This window comes from Pseudomonas frederiksbergensis (genome assembly GCF_001952935.1).
GTDB classification, from domain to species: domain Bacteria; phylum Pseudomonadota; class Gammaproteobacteria; order Pseudomonadales; family Pseudomonadaceae; genus Aquipseudomonas; species Aquipseudomonas frederiksbergensis.
In genome coordinates this window covers 5,070,342-5,093,953 of sequence record NZ_CP018319.1, presented here as the reverse complement: position 1 = coordinate 5,093,953, position 23,612 = coordinate 5,070,342, and the positions used below count along the sequence as shown (strand labels likewise).

Annotated in this window: 20 protein-coding genes; 14 read left to right on the top strand and 6 right to left on the bottom strand. The window is 60.0% G+C overall.

Annotated elements, in window-relative coordinates:
* The 3 genes from gacA to PFAS1_RS23995 form a co-directional block, all read right to left on the bottom strand.
* Positions 1-642 (bottom strand): response regulator transcription factor GacA, encoded by a 642-nt coding sequence (gene gacA, locus PFAS1_RS24005; RefSeq protein WP_008015884.1) that lies wholly within the window; start codon positions 640-642, stop codon positions 1-3.
* Positions 643-768: 126 nt separating this feature from the next.
* Positions 769-1,212 (bottom strand): GNAT family N-acetyltransferase, encoded by a 444-nt coding sequence (locus PFAS1_RS24000; RefSeq protein WP_074877511.1) that lies wholly within the window; start codon positions 1,210-1,212, stop codon positions 769-771.
* Positions 1,212-1,970, bottom strand: a complete 759-nt coding sequence (locus PFAS1_RS23995; protein WP_076030791.1) for a carbon-nitrogen hydrolase family protein — start codon at positions 1,968-1,970, stop codon at positions 1,212-1,214. Before PFAS1_RS23995 ends, PFAS1_RS24000 begins: the two co-directional genes overlap by 1 nt.
* Before the next feature lie 160 nt (positions 1,971-2,130).
* Here PFAS1_RS23995 and PFAS1_RS30185 point away from each other — a divergent pair, with 160 nt between their 5' ends.
* The 12 genes from PFAS1_RS30185 (at position 2,131) to PFAS1_RS23940 (ending at position 17,012) form a co-directional block, all read left to right on the top strand.
* The gene (locus tag PFAS1_RS30185) at positions 2,131-2,259 is read left to right on the top strand and encodes a hypothetical protein (protein WP_257787312.1); all 129 of its coding nucleotides are present in this window, start codon (positions 2,131-2,133) and stop codon (positions 2,257-2,259) included.
* 336 nt (positions 2,260-2,595) lie between these two features.
* Complete coding sequence (locus tag PFAS1_RS23990; protein WP_076030790.1) at positions 2,596-3,684, top strand: 3-deoxy-7-phosphoheptulonate synthase; 1,089 nt, start codon at positions 2,596-2,598, stop codon at positions 3,682-3,684.
* A gap of 291 nt (positions 3,685-3,975) precedes the next feature.
* Positions 3,976-4,857: an esterase/lipase family protein gene (locus PFAS1_RS23985; protein ID WP_076030789.1), complete on the top strand. Its 882-nt coding sequence runs from the start codon at positions 3,976-3,978 to the stop codon at positions 4,855-4,857.
* 108 nt (positions 4,858-4,965) lie between these two features.
* Positions 4,966-5,247, top strand: coding sequence for a peptidylprolyl isomerase (locus PFAS1_RS23980; RefSeq protein ID WP_046048458.1), 282 nt, complete (start codon positions 4,966-4,968; stop codon positions 5,245-5,247).
* A 135-nt stretch (positions 5,248-5,382) separates the two neighbouring features.
* Positions 5,383-7,251, top strand: a complete 1,869-nt coding sequence (locus PFAS1_RS23975) for an extracellular solute-binding protein (RefSeq protein WP_076030788.1) — start codon at positions 5,383-5,385, stop codon at positions 7,249-7,251.
* Complete coding sequence (locus PFAS1_RS23970; protein ID WP_076030787.1) at positions 7,251-8,312, top strand: microcin C ABC transporter permease YejB; 1,062 nt, start codon at positions 7,251-7,253, stop codon at positions 8,310-8,312. The genes PFAS1_RS23975 and PFAS1_RS23970 overlap by 1 nt, the downstream gene beginning before the upstream one ends.
* Positions 8,312-9,334 (top strand): ABC transporter permease, encoded by a 1,023-nt coding sequence (locus tag PFAS1_RS23965; protein ID WP_076030786.1) that lies wholly within the window; start codon positions 8,312-8,314, stop codon positions 9,332-9,334. The genes PFAS1_RS23970 and PFAS1_RS23965 overlap by 1 nt, the downstream gene beginning before the upstream one ends.
* Before the next feature lie 14 nt (positions 9,335-9,348).
* Positions 9,349-10,923: an ABC transporter ATP-binding protein gene (locus PFAS1_RS23960; protein ID WP_076030785.1), complete on the top strand. Its 1,575-nt coding sequence runs from the start codon at positions 9,349-9,351 to the stop codon at positions 10,921-10,923.
* 86 nt (positions 10,924-11,009) lie between these two features.
* Entirely contained in the window at positions 11,010-12,425 is a 1,416-nt protein-coding gene (locus PFAS1_RS23955) for a sigma-54 interaction domain-containing protein (protein ID WP_076030784.1), read from the top strand.
* 306 nt (positions 12,426-12,731) lie between these two features.
* Positions 12,732-14,123: a GntP family permease gene (locus PFAS1_RS23950; protein ID WP_074877530.1), complete on the top strand. Its 1,392-nt coding sequence runs from the start codon at positions 12,732-12,734 to the stop codon at positions 14,121-14,123.
* A gap of 7 nt (positions 14,124-14,130) precedes the next feature.
* Complete coding sequence (gene hbdH / locus PFAS1_RS23945) at positions 14,131-14,904, top strand: 3-hydroxybutyrate dehydrogenase (RefSeq protein ID WP_076030783.1); 774 nt, start codon at positions 14,131-14,133, stop codon at positions 14,902-14,904.
* Positions 14,905-15,056: 152 nt separating this feature from the next.
* A complete protein-coding gene (locus PFAS1_RS23940; RefSeq protein ID WP_076030782.1) occupies positions 15,057-17,012 on the top strand; it encodes an acetoacetate--CoA ligase in 1,956 nt (651 codons plus the stop codon).
* Between the two features lie 107 nt (positions 17,013-17,119).
* On the opposite strand, the gene PFAS1_RS23935 is transcribed toward PFAS1_RS23940, so the two are convergent.
* Positions 17,120-18,229 carry a PilT/PilU family type 4a pilus ATPase gene (locus PFAS1_RS23935; RefSeq protein ID WP_076030781.1) on the bottom strand — a complete coding sequence of 370 codons (1,110 nt, stop codon included), beginning with the start codon at positions 18,227-18,229 and terminating at the stop codon, positions 17,120-17,122.
* Between the two features lie 119 nt (positions 18,230-18,348).
* On the opposite strand from PFAS1_RS23935, the gene PFAS1_RS23930 reads away from it, so the two are divergent.
* Both PFAS1_RS23930 and PFAS1_RS23925 read left to right on the top strand, forming a co-directional pair.
* Entirely contained in the window at positions 18,349-20,886 is a 2,538-nt protein-coding gene (locus tag PFAS1_RS23930; RefSeq protein WP_076030780.1) for a PAS domain-containing hybrid sensor histidine kinase/response regulator, read from the top strand.
* A 66-nt stretch (positions 20,887-20,952) separates the two neighbouring features.
* Positions 20,953-21,228 (top strand): peptidylprolyl isomerase, encoded by a 276-nt coding sequence (locus PFAS1_RS23925; protein ID WP_007898282.1) that lies wholly within the window; start codon positions 20,953-20,955, stop codon positions 21,226-21,228.
* A 75-nt stretch (positions 21,229-21,303) separates the two neighbouring features.
* On the opposite strand, the gene PFAS1_RS23920 is transcribed toward PFAS1_RS23925, so the two are convergent.
* A complete protein-coding gene (locus PFAS1_RS23920; protein WP_076030779.1) occupies positions 21,304-22,239 on the bottom strand; it encodes a sugar kinase in 936 nt (311 codons plus the stop codon).
* Positions 22,240-22,384: 145 nt separating this feature from the next.
* A complete protein-coding gene (locus tag PFAS1_RS23915) occupies positions 22,385-23,602 on the bottom strand; it encodes an amino acid deaminase (protein ID WP_076030778.1) in 1,218 nt (405 codons plus the stop codon).
* Positions 23,603-23,612 lie beyond the last annotated feature (10 nt).

Genomic DNA, 23,612 nt, shown 5'->3' with positions numbered 1-23,612 from the left:
TCAGAGGCTGGCATCGACCATGCCGTGACGAACCGCCAACAGCGTCAACTCGACATCGCTGCTGATCGAAAGCTTCTCGAAAATGCGGTAACGGTAAGTGTTGACGGTTTTTGGCGACAGACACAGCTTGTCGGAAATGATCTGGACCTTCTGACAGCCGACAATCATCAGCGCGATCTGGATTTCCCGCTCCGACAAGGCGTCGAAAGGTGAATCATTGGTCGGCTGGAAGGATTTGATCGCCAGTTGTTGCGCGATCTGCGGGCTGATGTAGCGCTGCCCGGCAAACACCAGGCGGATGGCCTGGACCATTTCCGGCAACCCGGCGCCCTTGGTCAGATAGCCCGCGGCACCGGCCTGCAACAACCGGGTCGGAAACGGATCTTCTTCGCACACGGTGACCGCGACGACTTTGATATCCGGGTGACTGCGCAATAATTTGCGCGTGGCTTCAAGACCGCCGATACCGGGCATCTTGACGTCCATCAGGACCACATCGGGTTTCAACTCACGCGCCTTGAGCAGGGATTCTTCGCCTGACTCAGCCTGGCCGACTACTTGCAGGCCATCGATGTCAGCCAGCATTCGTGTAATGCCTGTACGAACGAGATCATGGTCATCGACTACTAGCACCCTAATCAAGCAGACACCTCGCGATATGGTCTTATTGGGTTGCCAACACCTTAGCAAAAAGCAACTGGCAGACCTAGCGGCAAGCGTCATATAAAAAGTTTCAATACATCTTGAAAGGCTTGCCGTATGCGTGCTTCAGCCAGGCGAGGCGTTGATATCACGCTGCATTCTCAGGAAACACTCGTCCGTGCCGACCACCTTGAGGCCCTTTCTCGCATACAACGCTTGCGCAGGATTATTTTCAAAAACCGTCAAGCGCAATGCCGGACGCCGCTCCTTGCACGCCATGGCGAATACCTGATCAATCGTCCAGGAACCGGCGCCCTGCCCTCGAAACGCTTCAATGACATGCAACTCGCGGATGTACAGGGCTTTGGCGTCACGACTCAGGCTGACGAAGCCTAGCAAGGTCTCATTGCGCACAATCAACCAATTTTCGCGCCCTGCCCAGCCAACATCAAAACCTTCGTCCTGCCACAGCAGATCGTGCTGAATGTAATAGCGCAGCATGTTTTTTCGGGTCAGTTCACGAGCGAAGGCGAGGTCCCGGTGCGTCGCCGGGCGTAATTCGAATGCCATCAAGCCTCCTCGACAGTCACTATTTGCCCCTGCCAACCATCAGCATCGCGGCGAGCCACCACCATCAGGTTGCCTGTACCCGGCGCGGCCGCAATCAGCGAACCGCCCGAAGCCCAGATCGCGCTGCGTCCTGCCGATTCCCAGCCCCCCGTTGCACCGCCATGGTTGGCCATCAGGACCGCCATCGAATGAACGCTGGCGTAGCCTTGTAACAACGCGGTATCCGGGGCGTAGCCGTTTTCCGTGATCAGCACGCCCGCCGCATACAGACCGGAGCCTTGCTGCGCCGCCGCGGCGGCATGACTGGGATGGGAGAAATCCGCGCACACCGCCAACGCGACCGTATCGGCACCTACGGTCAGGGTCGGACCGCCGGTTCCCGGTGCAAATGCCACCTCCTCGCCTGGATGCAGATGTTGCTTGCTGTAGATCCCGAGCGATCCATCAGCGCCCAACACCAGCGCCCCAATCAATACGGGCGAATCCTCCGACAGGCGAATCGGCATCCCGACGACAGTCGTCACACCGATTTCCCGAGCGAGATCCCGTAGCGGTTGCAGAACCCTGGCGTCTGGCGCAATGGCCAATTCAGCCGCAAGTCCACGCTCGTACCCGGTCAGTGACAACTCCGGGAACACCAGCAATTGCACGCCCTGCTCAGCAGCAACTTGCATGAAGCGCTGATGCCACACAATGTTTGCGTCAAGGTCACCGGCGATGGAGACCGATTGAGCAGCGGCGATGATCAGTGGCGTCATGATTCGTCCTTGCGAGGTTGTACATAAGCGAAGCACAAAGTGTGTCACAACCGGCGACGCACTCAAGCGATAGAAAATGCCGCCGGTAATCGATAGCATTTTCTGATTGAATCCACGTACCGGCCTCTAGTAAGCTCGGCGCACTCATCGGAGACAAACCATGTTCAACACCCTCTCACAGCTTCGTACCGTCAGCGCCCTGCGCTCGGTGGCGGCTGCCCGGGTGACTGACGTTTGTGCTCCGGTCAGCTTTTATTTTGGGTATTGGTTTAGCCACTGGCGCGCCTGATACCCACACGGCGCCCACTTTAAACGGGTCGCCACCAGAGATTTCTCAACCCCCGGTCGGCTTCCCGACCGGGGGTTTTGTTTTTTCAGCCCCGCACATTTTTAGCGACACACCAGACAACCAGAGGATTCAACAATGAACTACGCCACTTATTACCGTTACGACAGTTTTTCCGCCTGGCGATTTAGCAGCCTCCGCTCGGGACAGCCTGCCGCCTCCGATCGGTCACCCACAGGTGGCAAGCACACACACGCAGCCAATCCGGCCAATTGTCGAACACCCCAGTAGGGCCGAGCGCGCGGGAACGAACCCGCCGCCAGCCCAGGAAGCCCGAACATGAACTCGTCCGTCTCTGCTCTGCCGCTGTCCACCTTGAGCCCTGCCAATGAAGCGCTGACCCTGCGTCTACCCAGTTCATTGCAACTCAAACAGCAACTGCCTCTCAGCAATGCCCTGACCCAGCAAGTCGCCGCCCACCGCCAAGCGGTTCGCGCGATCCTCAACGGTGAAGATTCCCGTCTGCTGGTCATCGTCGGTCCCTGCTCGATTCACGATCCTCAGTCCGCCCTCGAATACGCCGGCAACCTCGCCCGCCTCGCCGCCGACGTCAGCGATGAAATGCTGCTGGTGATGCGCGCCTACGTCGAAAAACCCCGCACCACCGTTGGCTGGAAAGGCCTGGCCTACGATCCTCATCTGGATGGCAGCGATGACATGGCGGGAGGTTTGACGCTGTCCCGCGAGTTGATGCGCGAAATGCTCCGCCTGGGATTGCCGATTGCCACCGAACTGCTGCAACCGATGGCTGCCGGCTACTTCGACGATCTGCTGAGCTGGGTCGCCATTGGCGCTCGCACCACCGAATCGCAGATCCACCGTGAAATGGCCAGTGGCCTGAGCATGCCGGTCGGCTTCAAGAACGGCACCGATGGTGGTGTCGGTGTGGCCAGCGACGCCATGCGTTCTGCCGCCCATCCGCATCGCCATTTCGGCGTCGACAGCCAGGGTCACCCGGCAATCATTCAAACGCCGGGCAACCCCGACACCCACCTGGTACTGCGTGGCGGACACCGCGGGCCGAACTACGACCGCGACAGCGTCGCCCGGGTGAACAGCGACTTGATCAAACTGAAGATCCCGGCCCGGATCATGGTCGACTGCAGCCATGCCAACAGCGGCAAAGACCCGTTGCGTCAGCCAGCGGTATTTAACGATGTGCTTGAACAGCGCCTGCAAGGCGATCGATCACTGATCGGCATGATGATCGAGAGTCACCTGTTCGAAGGCTGCCAACCGCTGAGCCCGTCCATGCATTACGGAGTGTCAGTCACGGACGGCTGCCTTGGCTGGAGCGCAACAGAACTGTTGTTGCGCCAGGCAGCCGATCGGCTCAGGGCTCGGAACAGGGATCAACAATCGGCGTGAGCCACACACCCAACGTCCAGTCCTCACATTGAGGGCCGGACGTCGGAATCGAGACACGACTCACAGGCAAAGGGTGTTGCCGAAGTAGGCCATTGCTGAAAAATCCTCTGTTACAGATCAAAAGATGTCCAAATATTCCGAACGAGACCTCATCCACTTTCGAACTTTCGTACATTTTCTATTCCGTTTTCATCAGGTTACAGCGGCTTTTTCATACAACGTCGAACAGCGGGTGTGCTTTAGAGTGAGCCCATCAACACACCTCTGAACGACTGGGAAAAAGGAAAGAACATGCTACGGAATGCAACTACTCAGTATCCGATTCTGTTGGTCCACGGGCTGTTCGGCTTCGACCGCATCGGCAAAATCGAACTCTTTCATGACGTCAAGCAGGCACTTCGGAGTGCAGGCGCAAGAGTGTTTATCCCGCACTTGTCGGCTACCCATAGCAACGAAGTCCGCGGCGACCAACTTCTGGCGCAGATCGAACGCGTACTGGAGGGAACCGGTGCGAACAAAGTCAACCTGATCGGCCACAGCCAGGGCGCACTCGCTGCACGTTATGCGGCGGCGGCAGCGCCGCAAATAATTGCTTCGGTAACCTCCGTCAGCGGACCGAATCACGGCTCGGAACTGGCCGACTTCTTGCGCAAGGCGCTGACGCCCGGGCGCCTTCCGGAACACGTCGCCTCGACAGTCGCAACGTTGTTTGCAGACTTTCTATCGTTGCTCAGCGGCCACAGTCACCTGCCGCAGAACGCCATCGCCGCGCTGAATGCCCTGACCACCGAAGGCGTGGGCGCGTTCAACGACAAATATCCCCAGGGGTTGCCGAAAACCTGGGGTGGCAAGGGTCGCGAACTGGTCAACGGTGTGCGTTATTACTCCTGGAGCGGCACCTTGCAAGGCGACCTCCTCGACAAAGGACTTGATGCACTGAGTCCGCTGCACGGGTTCCTCCGCGCCTTTTCCCACTACTTCACCACCGAAGCCGAGCAGAACGATGGCCTGGTTGGCCGCTACAGCTCCCATTTGGGCAAAGTCATCCGGTCCGACTACCCGCTGGATCATCTGGACAGCCTCAGCCAGACCGCCGGTCCGCTACGCAAAGGCGTCGACCCGCTAGCGCTGTATGTGCAGCATGCAGAGCGCCTGAGAAATGCCGGCTTATAAAGGAACACCGTGTCGGTCTGCATAATCTGGACGGAACTTTGAGAAGAAATAGACCACTGAATCCGGTAGGCTCCGCACTTTACTGAACATTGAAAGGAGTATTTCACCATGGCTAAAGCCACTGCCCGTCACATCCTCGTTGCCAGCGAAGCCAAGTGCAACGAATTGAAAGCTCAAATCGAAGGCGGCGCTGATTTCGCCGAAGTCGCCAAAGCCAACTCCACTTGCCCATCCAGCCGCCAGGGCGGTGATCTGGGTTCGTTCGGTCCAGGCCAGATGGTCAAGGAATTCGACGCCGTGGTATTCAGCGCACCGATCAACGTGGTGCAAGGCCCGGTCAAGACCCAGTTCGGTTATCACTTGCTGGAAGTGACCAGCCGTCAGGACTGATCAGCCTTTAAGTTTTCTGCACAACGGCCCGCCTTCTGGTGGGCCGTTGTGTTTGGGATACGTGATACGGGTGGCGAGGGACGCGCCGCTAGCGTACAAATTGCGGTTACTGACCACCCGGCTCTAAGGCTGACAATGCGACTGGCGTTCCCTACTTTATTGTTCACGGCCGTGGCTCTGTTGTTGAGCGTCACCGGCGTGACCGCAGCACCGCAACATGCGTTGACCGTGTACGGTGAACCGGCAAAGTATCCTGCCGGCTTTAGTCATTTTGCCTACACAAACCCGCAAGCCCCCAAGGGCGGCACAATGCGCCGCTCGGCCGTCGAAATCGGTCACTTCGATCATATGTTGCCCTACATCGATAAAGGCATTGGCGTCACACAGGTCGACGGCCTGCTTTACTCGCCCCTTGCCCAGCGTTCGCTGGACGAGCCTTACACCGTGTACGGCCTGGTGGCTCAGAAGATGGAGCGCTCGGATGACGGTTTGTCCCTGCGCTTCTACCTCAATCCCAAGGCCCGTTTCGCCGACGGCAAACCGATCACGGCCGAAGATGTGCGCTACACCTTTGACCTGTTGATGACCCAGGGCAGCCTGCGTTATCGCACCCAATTTGCCGACGTCAAAGGCGTCGAAGTGGAATCACCGCTAACGGTTCGGTTCGACTTTAAAAGCAATGAAAACCGTACCCTCCCCCTTGATATCGCGACCTTGCCGGTGTTTCCCGAGCATTGGTGGAAGACTCGTGACTTCGCCAATGGCGGCGGTTACGAGCCACCGTTGGGCAGCGGCCCCTACAGGGTAGGCAAGGTCGACTCCGGTCGCAGCATCACCTTCAAGCGCAATGCCGATTGGTGGGGCAAGGATCTACCGGTCAGCCGCGGCCTCTACAATTTCGATCATTTCAGTATCGAGTACTTCGGCGATACCGACGTCGCCCGCCAGGTGCTGCGCGGCGGTGCCTACGACTACAACCGGGAATTCTCCGCCACCGCTTACTCCATCGGCTACGAAGGCCCGGCCCTCAGTGACGGGCGTCTGCAAAAGGCGCACCTGGCAACCCAAGCCCCGCAACCGGCTCAGGGCTTTGTGTTCAACTTGCAAAACCCGCTGTTCCAGGACCGTCGAGTGCGTCAGGCGCTGGCCATGCTCTGGGATTTCGAGTGGAGCAACCGGCAGATGATGCGCGACCTGTACATCCGCCAGCAGAGTTACTTTTCCAACACCGACCTCGCCGCCCGACACCTGCCGGACGCCGGCGAACTGGCGATTCTCGAACCGCTGCGCGGGCAGGTCCCCGACGAGGTGTTCAGCCAGGTTTTCCAGGCTCCGAAAACCGATGGCAGTGGCGTGATACGCGACAAACAATTGCAGGCACTCGATTTGCTCGGACAGGCCGGCTGGAAACCCGATGGCGATCGACTGGTCAACGCCGAAGGCCAGTCTTTGAGTTTCACTTTCCTGGTCAGCCAGAACGGCATGGACCGATTGCTGTTGCCGTATAAACGCACCCTGAAACAGATCGGCATCGACATGAACATTCGCCGCATCGACTCCTCCCAGTACGTGAATCGCCTGATGAGCCGCGACTACGACATGATTGTCACCGGCTACCCGGTCACGACGTCGCCCGGGGGTGAACTGCTCAATTACTTCGGCTCGGTCTCGGCCAACGACCCTGGCGCCAATAACTACATGGTGTTGAAAAACCCGGCGGTCGACACATTGATCGCCGGACTGATTCGCGCCACCACCCAACCCGAAATGCTGCGCTACGCCCACGCGCTGGACCGGGTGCTGCAATGGAACTACTACTGGATTCCCAACTATTACCCGCCGGGCAGTTCTACCGTGTGGTGGAATCGTTTCGGTAGGCCCAACGAGCAAGCCAGCAATGACGAAGCCATCGAGAGCTGGTGGGAAATCAGCACCACGCCGCTGACCAATCAACAGATGACCGCTGAGCAAATCAGCCGCGGCAGACCCGGAGGGCCGCACTGATGTGGGCTTACATACTGCGGCGTCTGCTGCTGATCATTCCGACGCTGGTGATCATTCTTCTGGTCAACTTCATCATCGTCCAGGCCGCGCCGGGCGGCCCGGTGGAACAGGCCATCGCGCAGTTGCAAGGCATCGGCGGCGCGGGTGTCGGCGGCGGTTCCGGCGAACGCATGTCCGGCACCTCCCGATCCAGTCGCGGCCTCGACCCGCAACTGATCAAGGACATCGAAAAGCAATACGGCTTCGACAAGCCCGCGCACGAGCGCCTGTGGCTGATGCTCACCAGTTACGCGCGCCTGGACTTCGGCAAGAGCTTTTTCCGTGGGGTGACCGTCACCGACCTGATCCTGGAAAAAATGCCGGTGACCATTTCCCTCGGGCTCTGGGCAACGCTGATCACCTACCTGGTGTCGATCCCTCTGGGTATCCGCAAGGCCGTGCACCACGGCAGCCACTTCGATATCTGGAGCAGCACCGCGATCGTCATCGGCTACGCCATGCCGGCGTTCCTGTTCGCCATGTTCCTGATCGTGGTCTTCGCCGGCGGCACTTCGCTGAACTGGTTCCCGGTGCGCGGGCTGGTCTCGGACAACTTCGAATCGCTGTCGACCGTGGGCAAAATCGCCGATTACTTCTGGCACCTGGTATTGCCGGTGACAGCGCTGGTGGTCGGCGGGTTCGCCACGCTGACCATTTTGACCAAGAACTCCTTTCTCAATGAAATCACGCGCCAGTACGTGGTCACCGCCCGGGCCAAAGGTCTGAGTGAACGCCAAGTGCTTTACGGTCACGTGTTTCGCAACGCCATGCTGCTGGTGGTCTCGGGTATTCCCCAGGCGTTCATCAGCGTGTTTTTCGCCGGTTCCCTGCTGATCGAAGTGATTTTCTCCCTCGACGGCCTGGGCCGCATGAGTTACGAAGCCGCGGTTTCCCGGGACTATCCGGTGGTATTCGGTTCGCTGTTCATCTTCACGCTGTTCGGTCTCTTGATAAAACTGGTCGGCGACCTGTGCTACACCCTCGTCGACCCGCGTATCGACTTCGCCGCGAGGAACGCCTGATGTTCAAGCTCTCGCCGTTAGGACGTCGTCGTTTCGAACGCTTCAAGAAAAACCGGCGCGGCTGGTGGTCGCTGTGGCTGTTTATCGGCCTGTTCCTGTTGACCCTCGGTGGCGAGCTGATCGCCAACGACAAACCGCTGATCGTCAGCTACCAGGGCTCACTCTACTTCCCGGTTCTGAAGCGTCATACCGAGCAGGAGTTTGGCGGACAGCTGCCCTTCCAGGCCGACTACCGCAGTGACTATGTACAGAAGCTGATTCACCAGGGCGGTGGCTGGATGCTGTTCCCGCCAATCCCTTTCAGCGACGACACGCCGAACTATGACCTCAATCAACCCGCGCCCAGCCCTCCGACGAAGGTCAACTGGCTGGGCACCGACGACCAGGCGCGGGACGTGTTGGCCCGAGTGATTTTCGGTGCGCGGGTGTCAATCCTGTTTGCCTTGATGTTGACCTTTGTCAGCGCACTCATCGGCATCGCTGCCGGCGCCCTGCAAGGCTATTACGGCGGCTGGGTCGACCTGATCGGTCAACGGTTGCTGGAGGTGTGGTCGGGACTGCCGGTGCTGTACCTGCTGATCATCCTGTCGGGTTTTGTCGAGCCCAATTTCTGGTGGCTGCTGGGGATCATGGCGCTGTTTTCCTGGCTGGCCCTGGTGGATGTGGTGCGCGCCGAGTTTCTCCGCGGACGCAATCTGGAATACGTCAAAGCCGCCCGGGCGTTGGGCCTGACCGACCGCAAAGTCATCATCCGGCACATCCTGCCCAACGCAATGAACGCGACCCTGAGTTACCTGCCGTTCATTCTGACCGGGGCGATCTCGACCCTCACAGCGCTGGACTTCCTCGGTTTCGGCATGCCTGCCGGCAGTGCATCGCTGGGCGAGTTGATCGGTCAGGGCAAACAGAACCTGCAAGCGCCGTGGCTGGGATTGACGGCGTTTTTTACCCTGGCGCTGATTCTTTCTTTACTGGTGTTTATCGGGGAGGCGTTACGTGACGCTTTCGATCCACGATCATGAAGCGGACGGCTGATATGAGTAACAACCTGATCGAAATCCGTGACCTCAACGTGGCCTTTAGCGGCCAGACCGTGGTGCGCAATCTGTGCCTGGACATCCGCCCCGGCGAATGCCTGGCACTGGTGGGCGAGTCGGGCTGCGGCAAGTCGGTGACCGCTCACTCGATCCTGCAACTGCTGCCCGAGACCGGCACCGAAACCACTGGCAGTATTCGCTACCGTGGCCAGGAGCTGGTCGGCGCTTCGGCCAAGGTGTTGCGAGAACTGCGGGGTGACCGCATCGCGATGATCTTCCAGGAGCCCATGACTTCGCTCAATCCGCTGCACAGCATCGAAAAGCAGATCGGCGAAACCCTGCTGCTGCACAAGGGCCTGGCCGGTAAAGCGGCGCAAGCGCGGATTCTCGAATTGCTGCATCTGGTCGGCATTCAGAAGCCCCAAGAGCGGCTCAAGGCCTATCCCCATCAACTGTCCGGCGGCCAACGGCAACGGGTGATGATCGCCATGGCCCTGGCCTGCGAACCGGAGCTGCTGATCGCCGACGAGCCGACCACAGCGTTGGACGTGACAGTGCAGCGCAAGATCCTGCTGCTGCTCAAATCCCTGCAACAGCGTCTCGGCATGTCGCTGCTGCTGATCAGCCACGACCTCAATCTGGTGCGCAGCATTGCCCAACGGGTCTGCGTGATGAAGGCCGGGGAAATCGTCGAGCAGGCACCTTGCGAAACGCTGTTTACCGAACCCAAACATCCTTACAGCTGCGTCCTGCTGAACGCCGAACCGGAAGGTGAAGCGTTGCCCCGGGACGAGCGCGAGAACGTGCTTGAGGTCGACGACTTGCGGGTGCGGTTCGCCCTCGGGGGCGGGCTGTTTCAGCGCAAGACCTACCTGAAAGCCGTGGACGGCATCAGCCTGAACATTCAGCGCGGCAAGACGCTGGGCATTGTCGGCGAATCCGGTTCCGGCAAGTCGACGTTGGGTCAGGCGATCCTGCGCTTGCTCGACTCCGAAGGCAGCATCCGCTTTCAAGGTGAAGCGCTGGATGGCCTGACGCAAAAACAGCTGCGGCCGTGGCGCAAGAAAATGCAGGTGGTGTTCCAGGACCCGTTCGGCAGCCTCAGCCCGCGGATGTCCGTGGCGCAGATCATCAGTGAAGGCCTTGAGGTGCACAGCCAGTTGACGGCTGACGAATGCAAGGCCGAAGTGATTCGGGCATTGGAGGAAGTCGGCCTCGACCCGCAAAGCCGTCATCGCTACCCGCATGAGTTTTCCGGCGGCCAACGCCAACGCATAGCCATCGCCCGGGCGCTGGTGCTGAAACCGGCGCTGATCCTGCTGGACGAGCCGACCTCGGCGCTGGATCGTACGGTGCAAAAACAAGTGGTCGCCCTGCTCCGCCAGCTTCAGGAAAAACATGGACTGACGTATCTGTTTATCAGTCACGACCTGGCGGTGGTGCGTGCCCTGGCTCACGACATGATCGTGATCAGGGACGGCAAAGTGGTGGAAAGCGGTGCCAGCCACGACGTGTTTGAATCGCCGCAGCATCCGTATACCAAGGAGCTGTTGGCGGCGGCGCATCCGGGTTAAGACTTGAAACCGCGGCGCGGCCATCGCGATCCGACCTGCTCGCGATTAGGCCCGCACAAACACTACACATTTTGGACATGACGCCCATGAACACCACCGAAAGCCTCAAGGACTACCAGCGCGTTCGCCTTCTGGCCATCCGTTCGTTGTTCGAGATCATCGAGCAGTCCAGTGAAGGCACGGTGATTGTCGACCGCGATGCGAACATTGTCTGGATGAACGAGCGCTATGCCCGGCGCTTCGGCCTGGAATCGGCGGAAGTGGCGATCGGCAAGGCCTGCGAAAGCGTGATCCCCGGCAGTCTGTTGCGCGAGGTGGTGCGCACCGGTCGGCCGATCCTGCTCGATATGCAGGACACCCCCAAAGAACCGCTGGTGGTGATGCGCCTGCCGATTCATGACGACGCCGGTGTGGTGATCGGCGCCATCGGGTTTGCGCTGTTCGATGAATTGCGCAGCCTCTCGCCGATGCTCAAGCGCTACATGAGCATGCAGGAAGAACTGGCCTCCACCCGCTCGCTGCTGCGGGCGCGGCAAACCAAGTACAACTTCGCGCACTTTATCGGCACCAGCGCCGCCAGCCTCGAAGTCAAGCGCCGTGCCCGACGCAGCGCCAGCGCGGAATCCCCAGTGTTGCTGCTGGGTGAAACCGGCACCGGTAAAGAGCTGCTGGCTCAGGCGATCCATGGGGCTTCGCCGCGTGCGCACAAAGCCTTTGTCAGCATCAACAGCGCGGCGATTCCCGAATCGTTGCTGGAAGCGGAATTCTTCGGCACCGCGCCCGGCGCGTTTACCGGTGCCGATCGCAAAGGCCGTGCCGGCAAGTTACAGATCGCCCAGGGCGGCACCTTGTTTCTCGATGAAATCGGCGACATGCCGCTGCCCCTGCAAAGCAAACTGCTGCGGGTGTTGCAGGAGAAAGAATTCGAGCCGGTGGGTTCCAACGAAGTGATCCAGAGTGATGTGCGAGTGATTGCCGCGACTTCCACGGATCTGGAAGCGGCGATCAAACGCGGCGAGTTTCGCGCCGATCTGTATTACCGCCTCAACGTGCTGCCAATCCAGGTCCCGCCGCTGCGTGATCGACTCGATGACCTGCCGGCCCTCAGTGAAGCGATTCTGGAGGAGCTGCGCAGTCAGCACGAATTGAACCGCGAAGCTCTGGAACTATTGGGTCAGCACGCCTGGCCGGGGAACATTCGCGAGCTGCGTAACGTACTCGAACGCGCTGCATTGCTCAGTGATGACTTGATGCTGAATGCCGCGGATATCCGCGCGGCGATTGGTACGTTCACACCGGTCGCGCGCGTGGCGCCTGTCACGATTGAGCCGGTTGCGCAGGAGACGTTCAGTGCGGCTCGGGAGCGGTTTGATCGGCAGTTGATTGAAACGGCCCTCGCGCAATGCGGCGGGAAGGTGGTTGAAGCGGCGGCGCGGTTGGGGTTGGGGCGGTCGACGTTGTACAAGAAGATGGTGGCGTTGGGGATTGCGGAATCTCTATAAAGAGACATAGATCTCTATTGGTAGATATGGCCTCGGGAGCGCTGCGCGCTCTTCGCGAGCAAGCCCGCTCCCACATTTGACTGCATTCTTTTGAACGACTCGATAGAAATGTGGGAGCGGGCTTGCTCGCGAAAGGGCCTGCCCAGTCAGAAAAAGTCTCAAAATAGAGACAGGCAATCCAGAATCGATACCCCGCTCAAAAAATATCTTTATATTTCAATGTGTTGCATGCATGGCACGAAACTCGCTAAAGCCCTCTCCCACAACAGTTCCACCCTACAAAAATAACAATCCAGGAGACACACCATGAGTGTGATCATTGCCTTGGCAGCCCTCACGCTGCTAATGCTCGCGGCCTACCGTGGCTACAGCGTTATCCTCTTTGCCCCGATTGCCGCCCTCGGCGCCGTGCTGCTCACCGACCCTTCCGCCGTCGCCCCCGCCTTCACCGGGGTGTTCATGGAGAAAATGGTCGGTTTCATCAAACTGTATTTCCCGGTGTTCCTGCTCGGTGCAGTGTTCGGCAAGCTGATCGAGTTGTCGGGCTTCTCCCGCTCCATCGTCGCTGCGGCGATTCGCCTGCTCGGCACCCGTCAGGCGATGCTGGTGATCGTGCTGGTCTGCGCCCTGCTGACTTACGGCGGCGTGTCGCTGTTCGTGGTGGTGTTCGCGGTCTACCCGTTTGCTGCCGAAATGTTCCGCCAGAGCAATATTCCCAAGCGCCTGATCCCGGCGACCATCGCCCTCGGCGCGTTCTCTTTCACCATGGACGCCCTGCCCGGCACCCCGCAGATCCAGAACATCATCCCCAGCACTTTCTTCAACACCACCGCCTGGGCCGCGCCCTGGCTGGGCCTGATCGGCTCGATTTTTGTGGTCTGCGCCGGCATGCTGTTTCTGCAACGCCAGCGCAACAAGGCCCAGCGCACCGGTGAAGGTTATGGCACCGAACTGCGCAACGAGCCGGAAACCGCTGCCGACATCAAACTGCCAAACCCATGGATTGCAGTGTCGCCGCTGCTGGCGGTGGGCATCATGAACCTGCTGTTTACCCAGTGGATTCCACAGTGGTACGGCAAGACCCACAGCCTCGCGCTGCCGGGCATGGCCGCGCCGGTGACCACTGAAATCGCCAAACTGACGGCGATCTGGGCCGTTCAGGCAGCCTTGCTGGTCGGCATCCTTATGGTGCTGGTGTTCGGCTTCCAGGCGATTCGCGGCAAGTTGGCCGAAGGCAGTCGAAGTGCGGTCAGCGGTTCGTTGCTGGCGGCGATGAACACCGCGTCGGAATATGGATTCGGCGCAGTGATCGCCTCGTTGCCAGGCTTCCTGGTACTGGCCGACTGGCTCAAGAGTATTCCCAATCCGCTGGTCAACGAAGCGATCACCGTGACCCTGCTGGCCGGCATCACCGGTTCTGCGTCGGGCGGTATGAGCATTGCGCTCGCAGCCATGGCCAATGACTTCATCGCAGCGGCCCACGCCGCCAACATCCCCCTGGAAGTGCTGCACCGGGTGGCTGCGATGGCCAGTGGCGGCATGGACACCCTGCCGCATAACGGCGCGGTGATTACCTTGCTGGCGGTCACCGGCCTGACCCATCGCGAAGCCTACAAAGACATTTTCTGTATTACGCTGATCAAGACCCTGGCGGTTTTTGTGGTGATCGGTGTTTTCTACGCCACTGGCATTGTGTGAGGTATTCATGACAACTCTTTCGGGCAAGACTGCACTGGTTACCGGGTCCACCAGCGGCATCGGCTTAGGGATAGCCCTCAGCCTGGCCAAGGCTGGCGCCAATCTGATCCTCAACGGTTTCGGTGATGCATCCAAGGTGATTGCCGAGGTTGAACAATTCGGCGGCAAGGTCGGTCATCACCCGGCCGACGTGAGCAACCCTGAGCAGATCGCCGACATGATCGCCTACGCCGAGCGTGAGTTCGGCGGCGTGGACATCCTGGTCAACAATGCCGGCATCCAGCATGTGGCGCCGGTGGAAGACTTCCCGGTGGAGCGCTGGGATTCGATCATTGCGATCAACCTGTCGTCGGTATTCCACAGCTCCCGTTTGAGCCTGCCAGGCATGCGCGCCAAGGGCTGGGGACGGATCATCAATATCGCTTCGGTGCACGGCCAGGTCGGGTCGGTGGGCAAGGCAGCCTACGTGGCAGCCAAGCATGGGGTGATCGGTTTGACCAAAGTGGTCGGGCTGGAAACGGCCACCACCAATGTCACCTGCAACGCCATCTGCCCGGGTTGGGTGCTGACGCCACTGGTGCAAAAACAGATTGATGACCGCATCGCCAAAGGCATCGACCCGCAACAGGCGCAGCATGATTTGCTGGCCGAGAAGCAGCCTTCCCTGGAGTTTGTAACGCCGCCACAATTGGGCGAACTGGTGCTGTTCTTGTGCAGCGAGGCCGGTAGCCAGGTGCGTGGCGCGGCGTGGAATATTGATGGTGGGTGGTTGGCGCAATAACCAACCGGACCCTGATCGTTCCCACGCTCTGCGTGGGAATGCAGCCCGGGACGCTCTGCGTCCCAAGAGCCGAACGCGGAGCGTCCGCTGAGGCATTCCCACGCAGAGCGTGGGAACGATCTGAACGAGAGAGCAACAAGAAGAGGCAAACCATGTCCGACATCCTCTGGCAACCCAGCGCCAAGCGCATCGGCAAGACCCGCATGGAGGCCTTTCGGCGCTTCATCAATCAGCGACACAACCTCCACATCGACGACTACCCTGCCCTGCATCAATGGTCCATCGATCAGCGTGAAGCGTTCTGGCAGGCCATCGTCGATTTCTTCGACATCCGTTTCCACGATCAACCGGACGCAGTACTGGTCGAGGGCACGCAAATGCCCAGCGCCCAATGGTTTCCTGGCGCCACCCTGAACTTCGCCGAACACCTGATGCGCCGTCGCGACGATGGCGTGGCGGTCATTGCCATCGGCGAAAACGGCCAACGCGAACACCTGACCTGGGCAGAATTGGCCGAGCATGTCGCCGGTTTCCAAAACAGCTTGATCGCCGCTGGCGTCGTCATTGGCGATCGAGTGGCCGCGTGCATGCCGAACACCTGGCAAACTCTGGTGGCCATGCTCGCCACCACCAGCCTGGGGGCAATCTGGTCTTGCTCTTCGCCGGATTTCGGCACCCAAGGGGTGATCGATCGCTTCGGCCAGATCGAACCGAAAGTGCTGCTCACCTGCGCCGGGTACCGCTATGCCGGCAAGGACATCGACCAGACCGCCAAGGTCAATGAAATCCTCGAGCGCTTGCCGTCCTTGCAGCAGTTGATTGTCGTGCCTTACGCCCGGCCGCAAGCGCGCATCGAACACTTCCACACCACGGCCAACGTGACACTCTGGGATGACTTCTACGACGTGGGCGGCGAGCCGGAATTCGTCCCCGTGCCATTCGCGCATCCGCTGTACATCCTCTATTCCAGCGGCACCACCGGCGTGCCGAAATGCATCATTCACAGCACCGGTGGCGTGTTGCTGCAACACGTCAAGGAACACGGATTGCATTGCGACCTCGGCCCCGGCGACCGGTTGTTCTACTACACCACCTGCGGCTGGATGATGTGGAACTGGCTGGTCTCGGCGCTGGCCGTGGACAGCACGGTGGTGCTGTACGACGGCTCACCATTTCATCCAGGTCCCGAGCGCCTGATCGACCTGATCGACGACGAACGCATCAGTGTCTTCGGCACCAGCCCCAAATACCTGGCGACCCTGGAAAGCAGCGGCATCAAACCTCGCGAAAGCCATGACCTGAGCAGCCTGAAAACCCTGCTGTGCACCGGTTCCGCGTTGTCGCCGCAAAGTTACGACTACGTCTACCGCGACCTCAAGCCTGACCTGTGCCTGGCCTCGATGTCCGGCGGCACCGACATCGTGTCGTGTTTTGTGAACGGGAATCCGCTGCAACCGGTACGCCGTGGCGAGATACAAGGCAAAAGCCTGGGCATGGCGGTGGAAGTATGGAACGACAATGGCCAGCCGGTAGTCGGCGAAAAAGGTGAGCTGGTGTGCACCCGGCACTTCCCGGCCATCCCCATCGGGTTCTGGAATGACCCTCGACAGGAAAAGCTCCGCGCTTCGTATTTCAGTCAGTTCCCCGGTGTCTGGGCCCAAGGCGATTACGCAGAACAATTGCCCCACGGCGGGATGATGATCCACGGACGCTCCGACGCTGTGCTCAACCCCGGCGGCGTGCGCATCGGAACCGCGGAAATCTACCGTCAGGTGGAGAAAGTGCCACAGGTCCTGGACAGCGTGGCCATTGGTCAGCAATGGCAGGATGACGTGCGGGTGGTGCTGTTCGTGCGATTGCGCGAGGGCGTCGAACTGGACGAAGCGCTGCAACAACAGATTCGCCAGGTCATCCGCGCCAACACCACACCGCGGCATGTGCCGGCGAAGATTGTTGCGGTGACCGATATACCGCGCACTATCAGCGGCAAGGTCGTTGAACTGGCGGTGAGGAATGTGGTGCATGGGCAGAAGGTCAAAAACACTGATGCCTTGGCCAATCCCGAGGCGCTTGAGCAGTTCCGCAACCGCCCCGAACTCCTTGATTGACCCAAGTGTGGGAGCGGGCTTGCTCGCGAAAACGGTTTAACAATCAACGTAGATGTCGACTGACACACCGCTTTCGCGAGCAAGCCCGCTCCCACAGGAGTGATACATCAGTCCATGAGTCCCCATTCACCCGGTGGTGCGTGGGATTGCGGTGACGCTTCGGCGTGCAGCTTTAGCCGCAGACGCAAATTGTTCACTGAATCCGCATACTTCAACGCTTCCTCCTCATTGATCGCCCCCTCGACGACCAATGCGTAAAGCGCTCCGTCGAACGTCTGCATCCCCAGCTCCACAGACTTCTCCATGATCCCCTTGAGTTCGGATAACTCATTGCGCCGGATCAAATCGCCAATGGTCGGCGTCCCAATCATCACTTCCACCGCCGCCCGTCGCTGACCATCCCGGGTGTGCACCAACCGTTGGGACACGAACGCCTTGAGGTTGTTGCCCAGGTCGTGAAGCAGCTGTGTCCGCCGTTCCTCGGGGAAGAAGTTGATGATGCGGTCCAGCGCCTGATGGGCGTTGTGGGCATGCAGGGTGGAAATCACCAGATGACCGGTATCGGCAAACGCCAGTGCATGCTCCATCGTTTCGCGGTCACGGATTTCGCCGATCAGCACCACGTCCGGTGCCTGGCGCAGGGTGTTCTTCAATGCGGCGTGAAAACTGCGGGTATCGACGCCGACCTCGCGCTGGTTGATGATTGATTTCTTGTGCCGATGGATGTATTCGACCGGGTCTTCGATGGTGATGATGTGGCCACTGCTGTGGCGATTGCGGTAGTCGATCAATGCCGCCAGCGAGGTAGACTTGCCCGAGCCGGTAGCGCCGACGAACAGCATCAGTCCTTGTTTGAGCATCACCGTCTCGAGCAGTACCGGCGGCAGTTTTAAGTTTTCGAAACGCGGAATGTCGAGCTTGATGTTGCGCGCCACGATTGACACATCGTTGCGTTGTTTGAAGATATTGACCCGAAAGCGCCCGATACCGGCCAAGGAAATCGCCAGGTTCATCTCCAGTTCACGATCGAACTCAAGACGCTGTTCGGCGTCCATGATGGACGCGGCAATGGCCGCGACTTCTCCCGGCTTGAACGGCTGATCAGCCAAGGGTTTAAGCACACCCTCGAAGCGTGCGCTGGGTGGCGCACCGGTGGACAGATAAAGATCGGAGCCATTCTGGCTGGCCAGGAGCCCTAACAGTGCATCGATTTCCATGGCAAAAAGCACCCGCGAAGCATTCAATGAATAAAAATGACCCAAACGGGTCAGCCAGCATCTACTGCGGTACAAGGATAGTCGACACCGCCACACCGACTTAAGTGCAGGACATCTTGATGAACGCAACACCGACCGGCAGCGATGCCCAGGCCTTGATTGCCCGACTGGACTGGAGACTCAGCCCACTGGGCGCTGCCAGTACCTGGCCGCAAAGCCTGCGCACCGCCGTGGATATCGTGATTCATTCGCCGATGCCCATGCTGTTGCTGTGGGGGCCGCAGCTCACCCAGATCTACAACGACGGCTTCGCCCTGCTGTCCGGCAGCAAACATCCACATGCTTTCGGACAACCGACACACCTGGTCTGGCCAGAGTTAAAAGACTTCACCGACCCCATTTACAGCGCCGTCCTACAAGGACAGGTACGGACCTACAGCGAACAGCGCTTCACCTTGCAGCGTAATGGCCAGGATTCCGACTTCTGGCTGGACCTGACCTACAGCCCCATCCGCGATGAAAGCGCCCAGGTCGCCGGGATTCTGGTTACCGCCATCGAAACCAACGAACGCCGACGCATCGCCCTCGAACTCGAGCAGCGTTCGGCTGCCAGCCTCAAGGCCCAGCACGAAACCGAGGAACGCCTGCAACTGGCCCTCGCGGCCACCGACGCCGTGGGCACCTGGGACTGGGACATCAACGAAGACCGTTTCATCACCGACGCCCACTTCGCCCAGTTACACGGTATCGACCCGCTACTCGCCAATCAGTTGCCCATCAGCGCCTACCTTCAAGGCGTGCACCCGCAAGACCGCGCCATGGTCGCCCGCAGCATCAAGCACTCCATCACCCACGGCACCGAGTACGCCGAGGAATATCGCCTGCTGCAAGCCGACGGTCAGTTGCGCTGGGTGTTTGCCCGGGGTCGTTGCTACAAGGACCACCATGGCCGGCCAATCCGCTTCCTCGGCGCAGCCCTGGACCTGACCGAACGTAAACATACAGAACAAGCCTTGCGGCAAAGTCAGACCGAGCTGCAACTGATCATCAACGCCATGCCGATCCTGATCAGCTACGTGGACAGCGAGGAACGCTTTCGCCTGAACAATGCGGCCTACCTCGACTGGTACGGGCTGACGCCTCAGGAGCTCTTTGGCAAGACCATCCGCGAAGTACTGGGTGAAGAAGCCTATGCCTTGCGCGCCGAACACATCGCACAGGCGCTGTCCGGCAAACCTTGTTGTTTCAGCCTCAGCACCTCGCACCGTGACGGCAGCATCCGCCATGCCCTGATGAACTACTTGCCGCGCCACGGCGCGGATGGTGCGGTCAATGGCTTCTATATCTTTGTGATTGACGAAACCGAGCGCAAACAGACCGAAGAAGCCCTGCGCAATCTCAACGAAACCCTTGAGGAACGAGTCGCCGCCCGCACTCAACAATTGGCGCAAGCCAACCAGCGACTGCAGAACGAGATGTTCGAACGCGAACGGGCCGAAGAGGCGTTGCGCCATGCCCAGAAGATGGAAGCCCTCGGCCAGCTTACCGGCGGCATCGCCCATGACTTCAACAATATGCTCACCGGAATTATCGGCAGCCTCGACTTGATGCAGCGCTACATCGCCGACGGGCGCGCCGCCGAGGTAGGGCGTTTCAGCGAGGCGGCAGTGTCCTCGGCCAACCGCGCCGCCGCCCTGACCCATCGCCTGCTGGCGTTTTCCCGGCGTCAGTCACTGGACCGCAGGCCGCTGAACGCCAATGATCTGATCCATTCCCTGGAAGACCTGCTCAGTCGGACCACGGGCGATCACATCGAGCTCAAACTGCAACTGGCCGATGACGTCTGGCCGGTCAGCACCGACGTCAGCCAGCTGGAAAACGGCCTGCTCAATCTGGTGATCAACGCCCGGGACGCCATGCCCGACGGCGGCGAGTTGCGGATCGAAACCGCCAACGTGTACCTCGACAGCAGTGACATCAACACCCTGGAACCGGTCAAGGCCGGGGATTATCTGATGATTGCCGTCAGCGACAACGGCACCGGGATGACCCCGTCGGTGCTGGCCAAGGCCTTCGACCCATTCTTCACCACCAAACCCATCGGCCAAGGCACCGGTCTTGGGTTGTCGATGATCTATGGTTTTGCCCAGCAGTCGGGTGGGCATGTCAGCCTGTTCAGCTTGCCGGGCCAGGGCACCAGCGTCCGTCTGTACCTGCCGCGGCTGCATAACGCAGAGCCCGAAAACGTCTTGATGCCGGTCACCAGCGAAGCGCCGGCCGCGATTGCCGGGGAAACCGTGGTGTTGGTGGAGGACGACCCGGCGGTGCGCATGCTGGTGCTCGATCTGCTCAAGGAGTTGGGTTATCACGCCCATGAAGCCGAAGACGCGAAGACCGCCCTGCCCCTGCTCGAATCCGACCTGCGGATCGATTTGCTGGTCACCGATGTCGGGCTGCCGGGGATGAACGGTCGGCAACTGGCGGAGATTGCCCGCCAGCATCGGCCCGCGCTCAAAGTGCTGTTTATGACCGGTTATGCGGAAAAAGCCGCCGAGCGCCAGGGCTTCCTGGAGGAAGGCATGGACATGGTGGCCAAGCCGTTTTCCATTGACCTGATGGCCAACAAGATTCGCGCGATGATCGGCCAACCGGACTGAGATCAGGCATAATCGCGCGCCTCACGCTGGCACCAACATAGCCACCACCGTTGCAAGGTACTGCCAATGAAAGCTCAAGCCCGCCATATTCTGGTGAAAACCTCGGAAGAAGCCGAACAGCTCAAACAACGCATCGCCAAGGGCGAAGCCTTCGATGTGCTGGCCAAGAAGTATTCCACCTGCCCGTCCGGCAAGCGCGGCGGCGACCTGGGTGAAGTGCGGCCCGGACAGATGGTCGGGGTTATCGATGCGGTGATTTTCAAAAAACCATTGCGGGTTGTGCATGGCCCGATCAAGAGCAAGTTCGGCTATCACCTGGTGCAGGTGTTTTACCGGGATTGATCGGTTGGCTGAGGGCCCTGTGGCGAGGGGGCTTGCCCCCTCGCCACAGAATCCCCTCGCCACAGGGATTGCATTTCAGTTTTTCGGAATAAGTGCTCCCGGCACCTGAATCACCCGACTCGCCAATCGATGCCCCGCTTCAGCCGCCTCAACCGGGCTGCCTCCTTTCAGGCGACTGGCCAAATACGCCGCGCTGAACGAATCCCCCGCCGCCGTGGTGTCCACAACCTGTTCGACCACCTGCGCCGGCACTTCAAACGACTCGCCATCACAACGAATCAAACACGCTTCGGCACCACGCTTGAGTACCACTTCAGGCGTGCCAATCTGCTCGTATGCGGCAAACACCGCCTCGCAATCGGAAAAATCAAACAGCGCCTGCTCGTCATCAACGGTCAGCAACGCCAGGTCAACATACGGCAGAACGCTGCGATAGGCCGCCCGTGCCTCCTCGATCGATGCCCACAAACGTGGTCGGTAGTTGTTGTCGAACACGATCCGCGCATCCCGCTGCCGGGCTTCGACCAGGGTTTCGAGCAGCTTCTCCCGACCTTGCGCACCGAGCACCGCCAGGGTGATGCCGCTGAAATACAGCACATCGTAATCCGGCAGTGCCGCCAGGATCGGCGCGGCAGCCGGGGTGGTGAAACAGTCGCGGACGGCCGCCTCGTTGCGCCAGTAAAGAAAACGCCGCTCGCCGGCAGCGTCAGTCTGGATGCAATACAAACCGGGCAAGCGGCCGGGCAAGCGCTGGACCATATCAAGCCCGATGTTTTCGTCGGCCCAGCTCTGGCACATGGCATCGCTGAAACTGTCGTCGCCCAGGGCGGTGACGTAATCCACCATGCCGCCCTCGCCCAACTCCCGGGACAGGTAAACCGCCGTGTTCAAGGTATCGCCACCGAAACTCTGTTGCAGACTGCCGTCGGCGCGTTGCTGCAACTCGATCATGCACTCGCCGATCAGGGCGATACGCGGGGTGTTGGGGTCGAGGGTGCTGATGGTGTTCATTGTTCGTTCTCAGTCTGTCCGGTGTTTTTGTGGCATCTGGTCGGCCGCCTTCGCGAGCAAGCCCGCTCCCACATGGGTTATGTGAACACCGGAGATCCAATGTGGGAGCGGGCTTGCTCGCGAAGGCCGCGACCCGGTCTAAACCTTAGAAACAGGTTTCCATGGTTTCGATGACATTCAGCTGCTCATCCACCAGACACCCGATACGCCACTTGTCGAACGTCAGGCACGGGTGGGAAGTACCAAAGGAAATAATGTCCCCCACCCGCAGCTCAACCCCCGGCGCCACGGTCATGAACGCATGCTGGTCCATCACCGCTGTCACCTTGCAGGCGCTGACGTCGTCGCCCGTCGCCGGCACCACGCCCGCCTTGTAACGCAACAGCGGCACCGGTAACCCGGCGTCGTAGGCCACGTCGCGTTTACCCAGGGCGATCACCGCAAAGCCCGGTTCCGGCAACGACTGCACATGCGCCCAGACTTCCATCGCCGGGCGCAGGCCTTCATGCAGGTCGCTGCGGCGGTCGAGCACGCAGCATTGCGCTTCTTTGTAGATGCCATGGTCGTGAGCTACGTAGCTGCCGGGACGCAGCACACTGAGGAAACGCCCGCCAGCGTTCTGCGCTTCGAAGGATTCAGCGATCAGGTCATACCAGGCCGAACCCGATGCCGTGATGATCGGCTTGGGAATGGCGAACGCGCCGCTGTCCTGCAACTGCACAGCCAGACGCACCAAAGAATCAGCGAATGCACGAATACCGCTCACCGCGTGATCGCCGTGAATCACCCCTTCGTAACCTTCGATCCCGGTCAGCGCCAGGGCAGGTTGTGCAGCAATGGCTTTGGCCAGCGCGACCACTTCGTCTTCCGTGCGGCAACCACAACGACCGCCGACCACGCCGTACTCGATCATCACGTTCAAGCGCACACCGCGGGAGGCGAAATACGCGCCTAGGTCAGCGACGTTGTCCGGGTGATCGACCATGCAATAGAAATCGAAGGCAGGGTCTGTCAGCAGATCAGCGATCAGCGCCATGTTCGGCGTACCGACCAGTTGGTTGGCCATCAGCACCCGATGCACGCCGTGGGCGTAAGCCGCACGAGTCTGGGTGGCACTGGCCAGGGTGATGCCCCAGGCACCGGCATCCAGTTGGCGGCGAAACAGCGCCGGGGTCATGCTGGTTTTACCGTGGGGGGCGAGTTCGGCGCCGCTGTTGCTGACAAAGTCCTGCATCCAGCGAATGTTGTGTTCCAGCGCGTCGCGGTGCAGCACCAGCGCAGGCAGGCTGACATCGCGCACCAGATTGGCGCCTGTGTGGGCAAAGCCCTTTTCCACGGTGGCAGTATTTTTCACAGAAAACATGCTCGAACTC

Excerpts from the sequence above, each read along its gene's own strand:
- PFAS1_RS23915 (WP_076030778.1), bottom strand. The coding sequence starts at position 23,602 with ATGTTTTCTGTGAAAAATACTGCCACCGTGGAAAAGGGCTTTGCCCAC.
- PFAS1_RS23955 (WP_076030784.1), top strand. The coding sequence starts at position 11,010 with ATGAACACCACCGAAAGCCTCAAGGACTACCAGCGCGTTCGCCTTCTG.
- PFAS1_RS23985 (WP_076030789.1), top strand. The coding sequence starts at position 3,976 with ATGCTACGGAATGCAACTACTCAGTATCCGATTCTGTTGGTCCACGGG.
- PFAS1_RS23995 (WP_076030791.1), bottom strand. The coding sequence starts at position 1,970 with ATGACGCCACTGATCATCGCCGCTGCTCAATCGGTCTCCATCGCCGGT.
- PFAS1_RS24000 (WP_074877511.1), bottom strand. The coding sequence starts at position 1,212 with ATGGCATTCGAATTACGCCCGGCGACGCACCGGGACCTCGCCTTCGCT.
- PFAS1_RS23950 (WP_074877530.1), top strand. The coding sequence starts at position 12,732 with ATGAGTGTGATCATTGCCTTGGCAGCCCTCACGCTGCTAATGCTCGCG.
- PFAS1_RS23935 (WP_076030781.1), bottom strand. The coding sequence starts at position 18,229 with ATGGAAATCGATGCACTGTTAGGGCTCCTGGCCAGCCAGAATGGCTCC.
- PFAS1_RS23930 (WP_076030780.1), top strand. The coding sequence starts at position 18,349 with ATGAACGCAACACCGACCGGCAGCGATGCCCAGGCCTTGATTGCCCGA.
- PFAS1_RS23965 (WP_076030786.1), top strand. The coding sequence starts at position 8,312 with ATGTTCAAGCTCTCGCCGTTAGGACGTCGTCGTTTCGAACGCTTCAAG.
- PFAS1_RS30185 (WP_257787312.1), top strand. The coding sequence starts at position 2,131 with ATGTTCAACACCCTCTCACAGCTTCGTACCGTCAGCGCCCTGCGCTCG.
- PFAS1_RS23920 (WP_076030779.1), bottom strand. The coding sequence starts at position 22,239 with ATGAACACCATCAGCACCCTCGACCCCAACACCCCGCGTATCGCCCTG.
- hbdH (WP_076030783.1), top strand. The coding sequence starts at position 14,131 with ATGACAACTCTTTCGGGCAAGACTGCACTGGTTACCGGGTCCACCAGC.
- PFAS1_RS23975 (WP_076030788.1), top strand. The coding sequence starts at position 5,383 with ATGCGACTGGCGTTCCCTACTTTATTGTTCACGGCCGTGGCTCTGTTG.
- PFAS1_RS23980 (WP_046048458.1), top strand. The coding sequence starts at position 4,966 with ATGGCTAAAGCCACTGCCCGTCACATCCTCGTTGCCAGCGAAGCCAAG.
- PFAS1_RS23925 (WP_007898282.1), top strand. The coding sequence starts at position 20,953 with ATGAAAGCTCAAGCCCGCCATATTCTGGTGAAAACCTCGGAAGAAGCC.
- PFAS1_RS23970 (WP_076030787.1), top strand. The coding sequence starts at position 7,251 with ATGTGGGCTTACATACTGCGGCGTCTGCTGCTGATCATTCCGACGCTG.
- PFAS1_RS23990 (WP_076030790.1), top strand. The coding sequence starts at position 2,596 with ATGAACTCGTCCGTCTCTGCTCTGCCGCTGTCCACCTTGAGCCCTGCC.
- PFAS1_RS23960 (WP_076030785.1), top strand. The coding sequence starts at position 9,349 with ATGAGTAACAACCTGATCGAAATCCGTGACCTCAACGTGGCCTTTAGC.
- PFAS1_RS23940 (WP_076030782.1), top strand. The coding sequence starts at position 15,057 with ATGTCCGACATCCTCTGGCAACCCAGCGCCAAGCGCATCGGCAAGACC.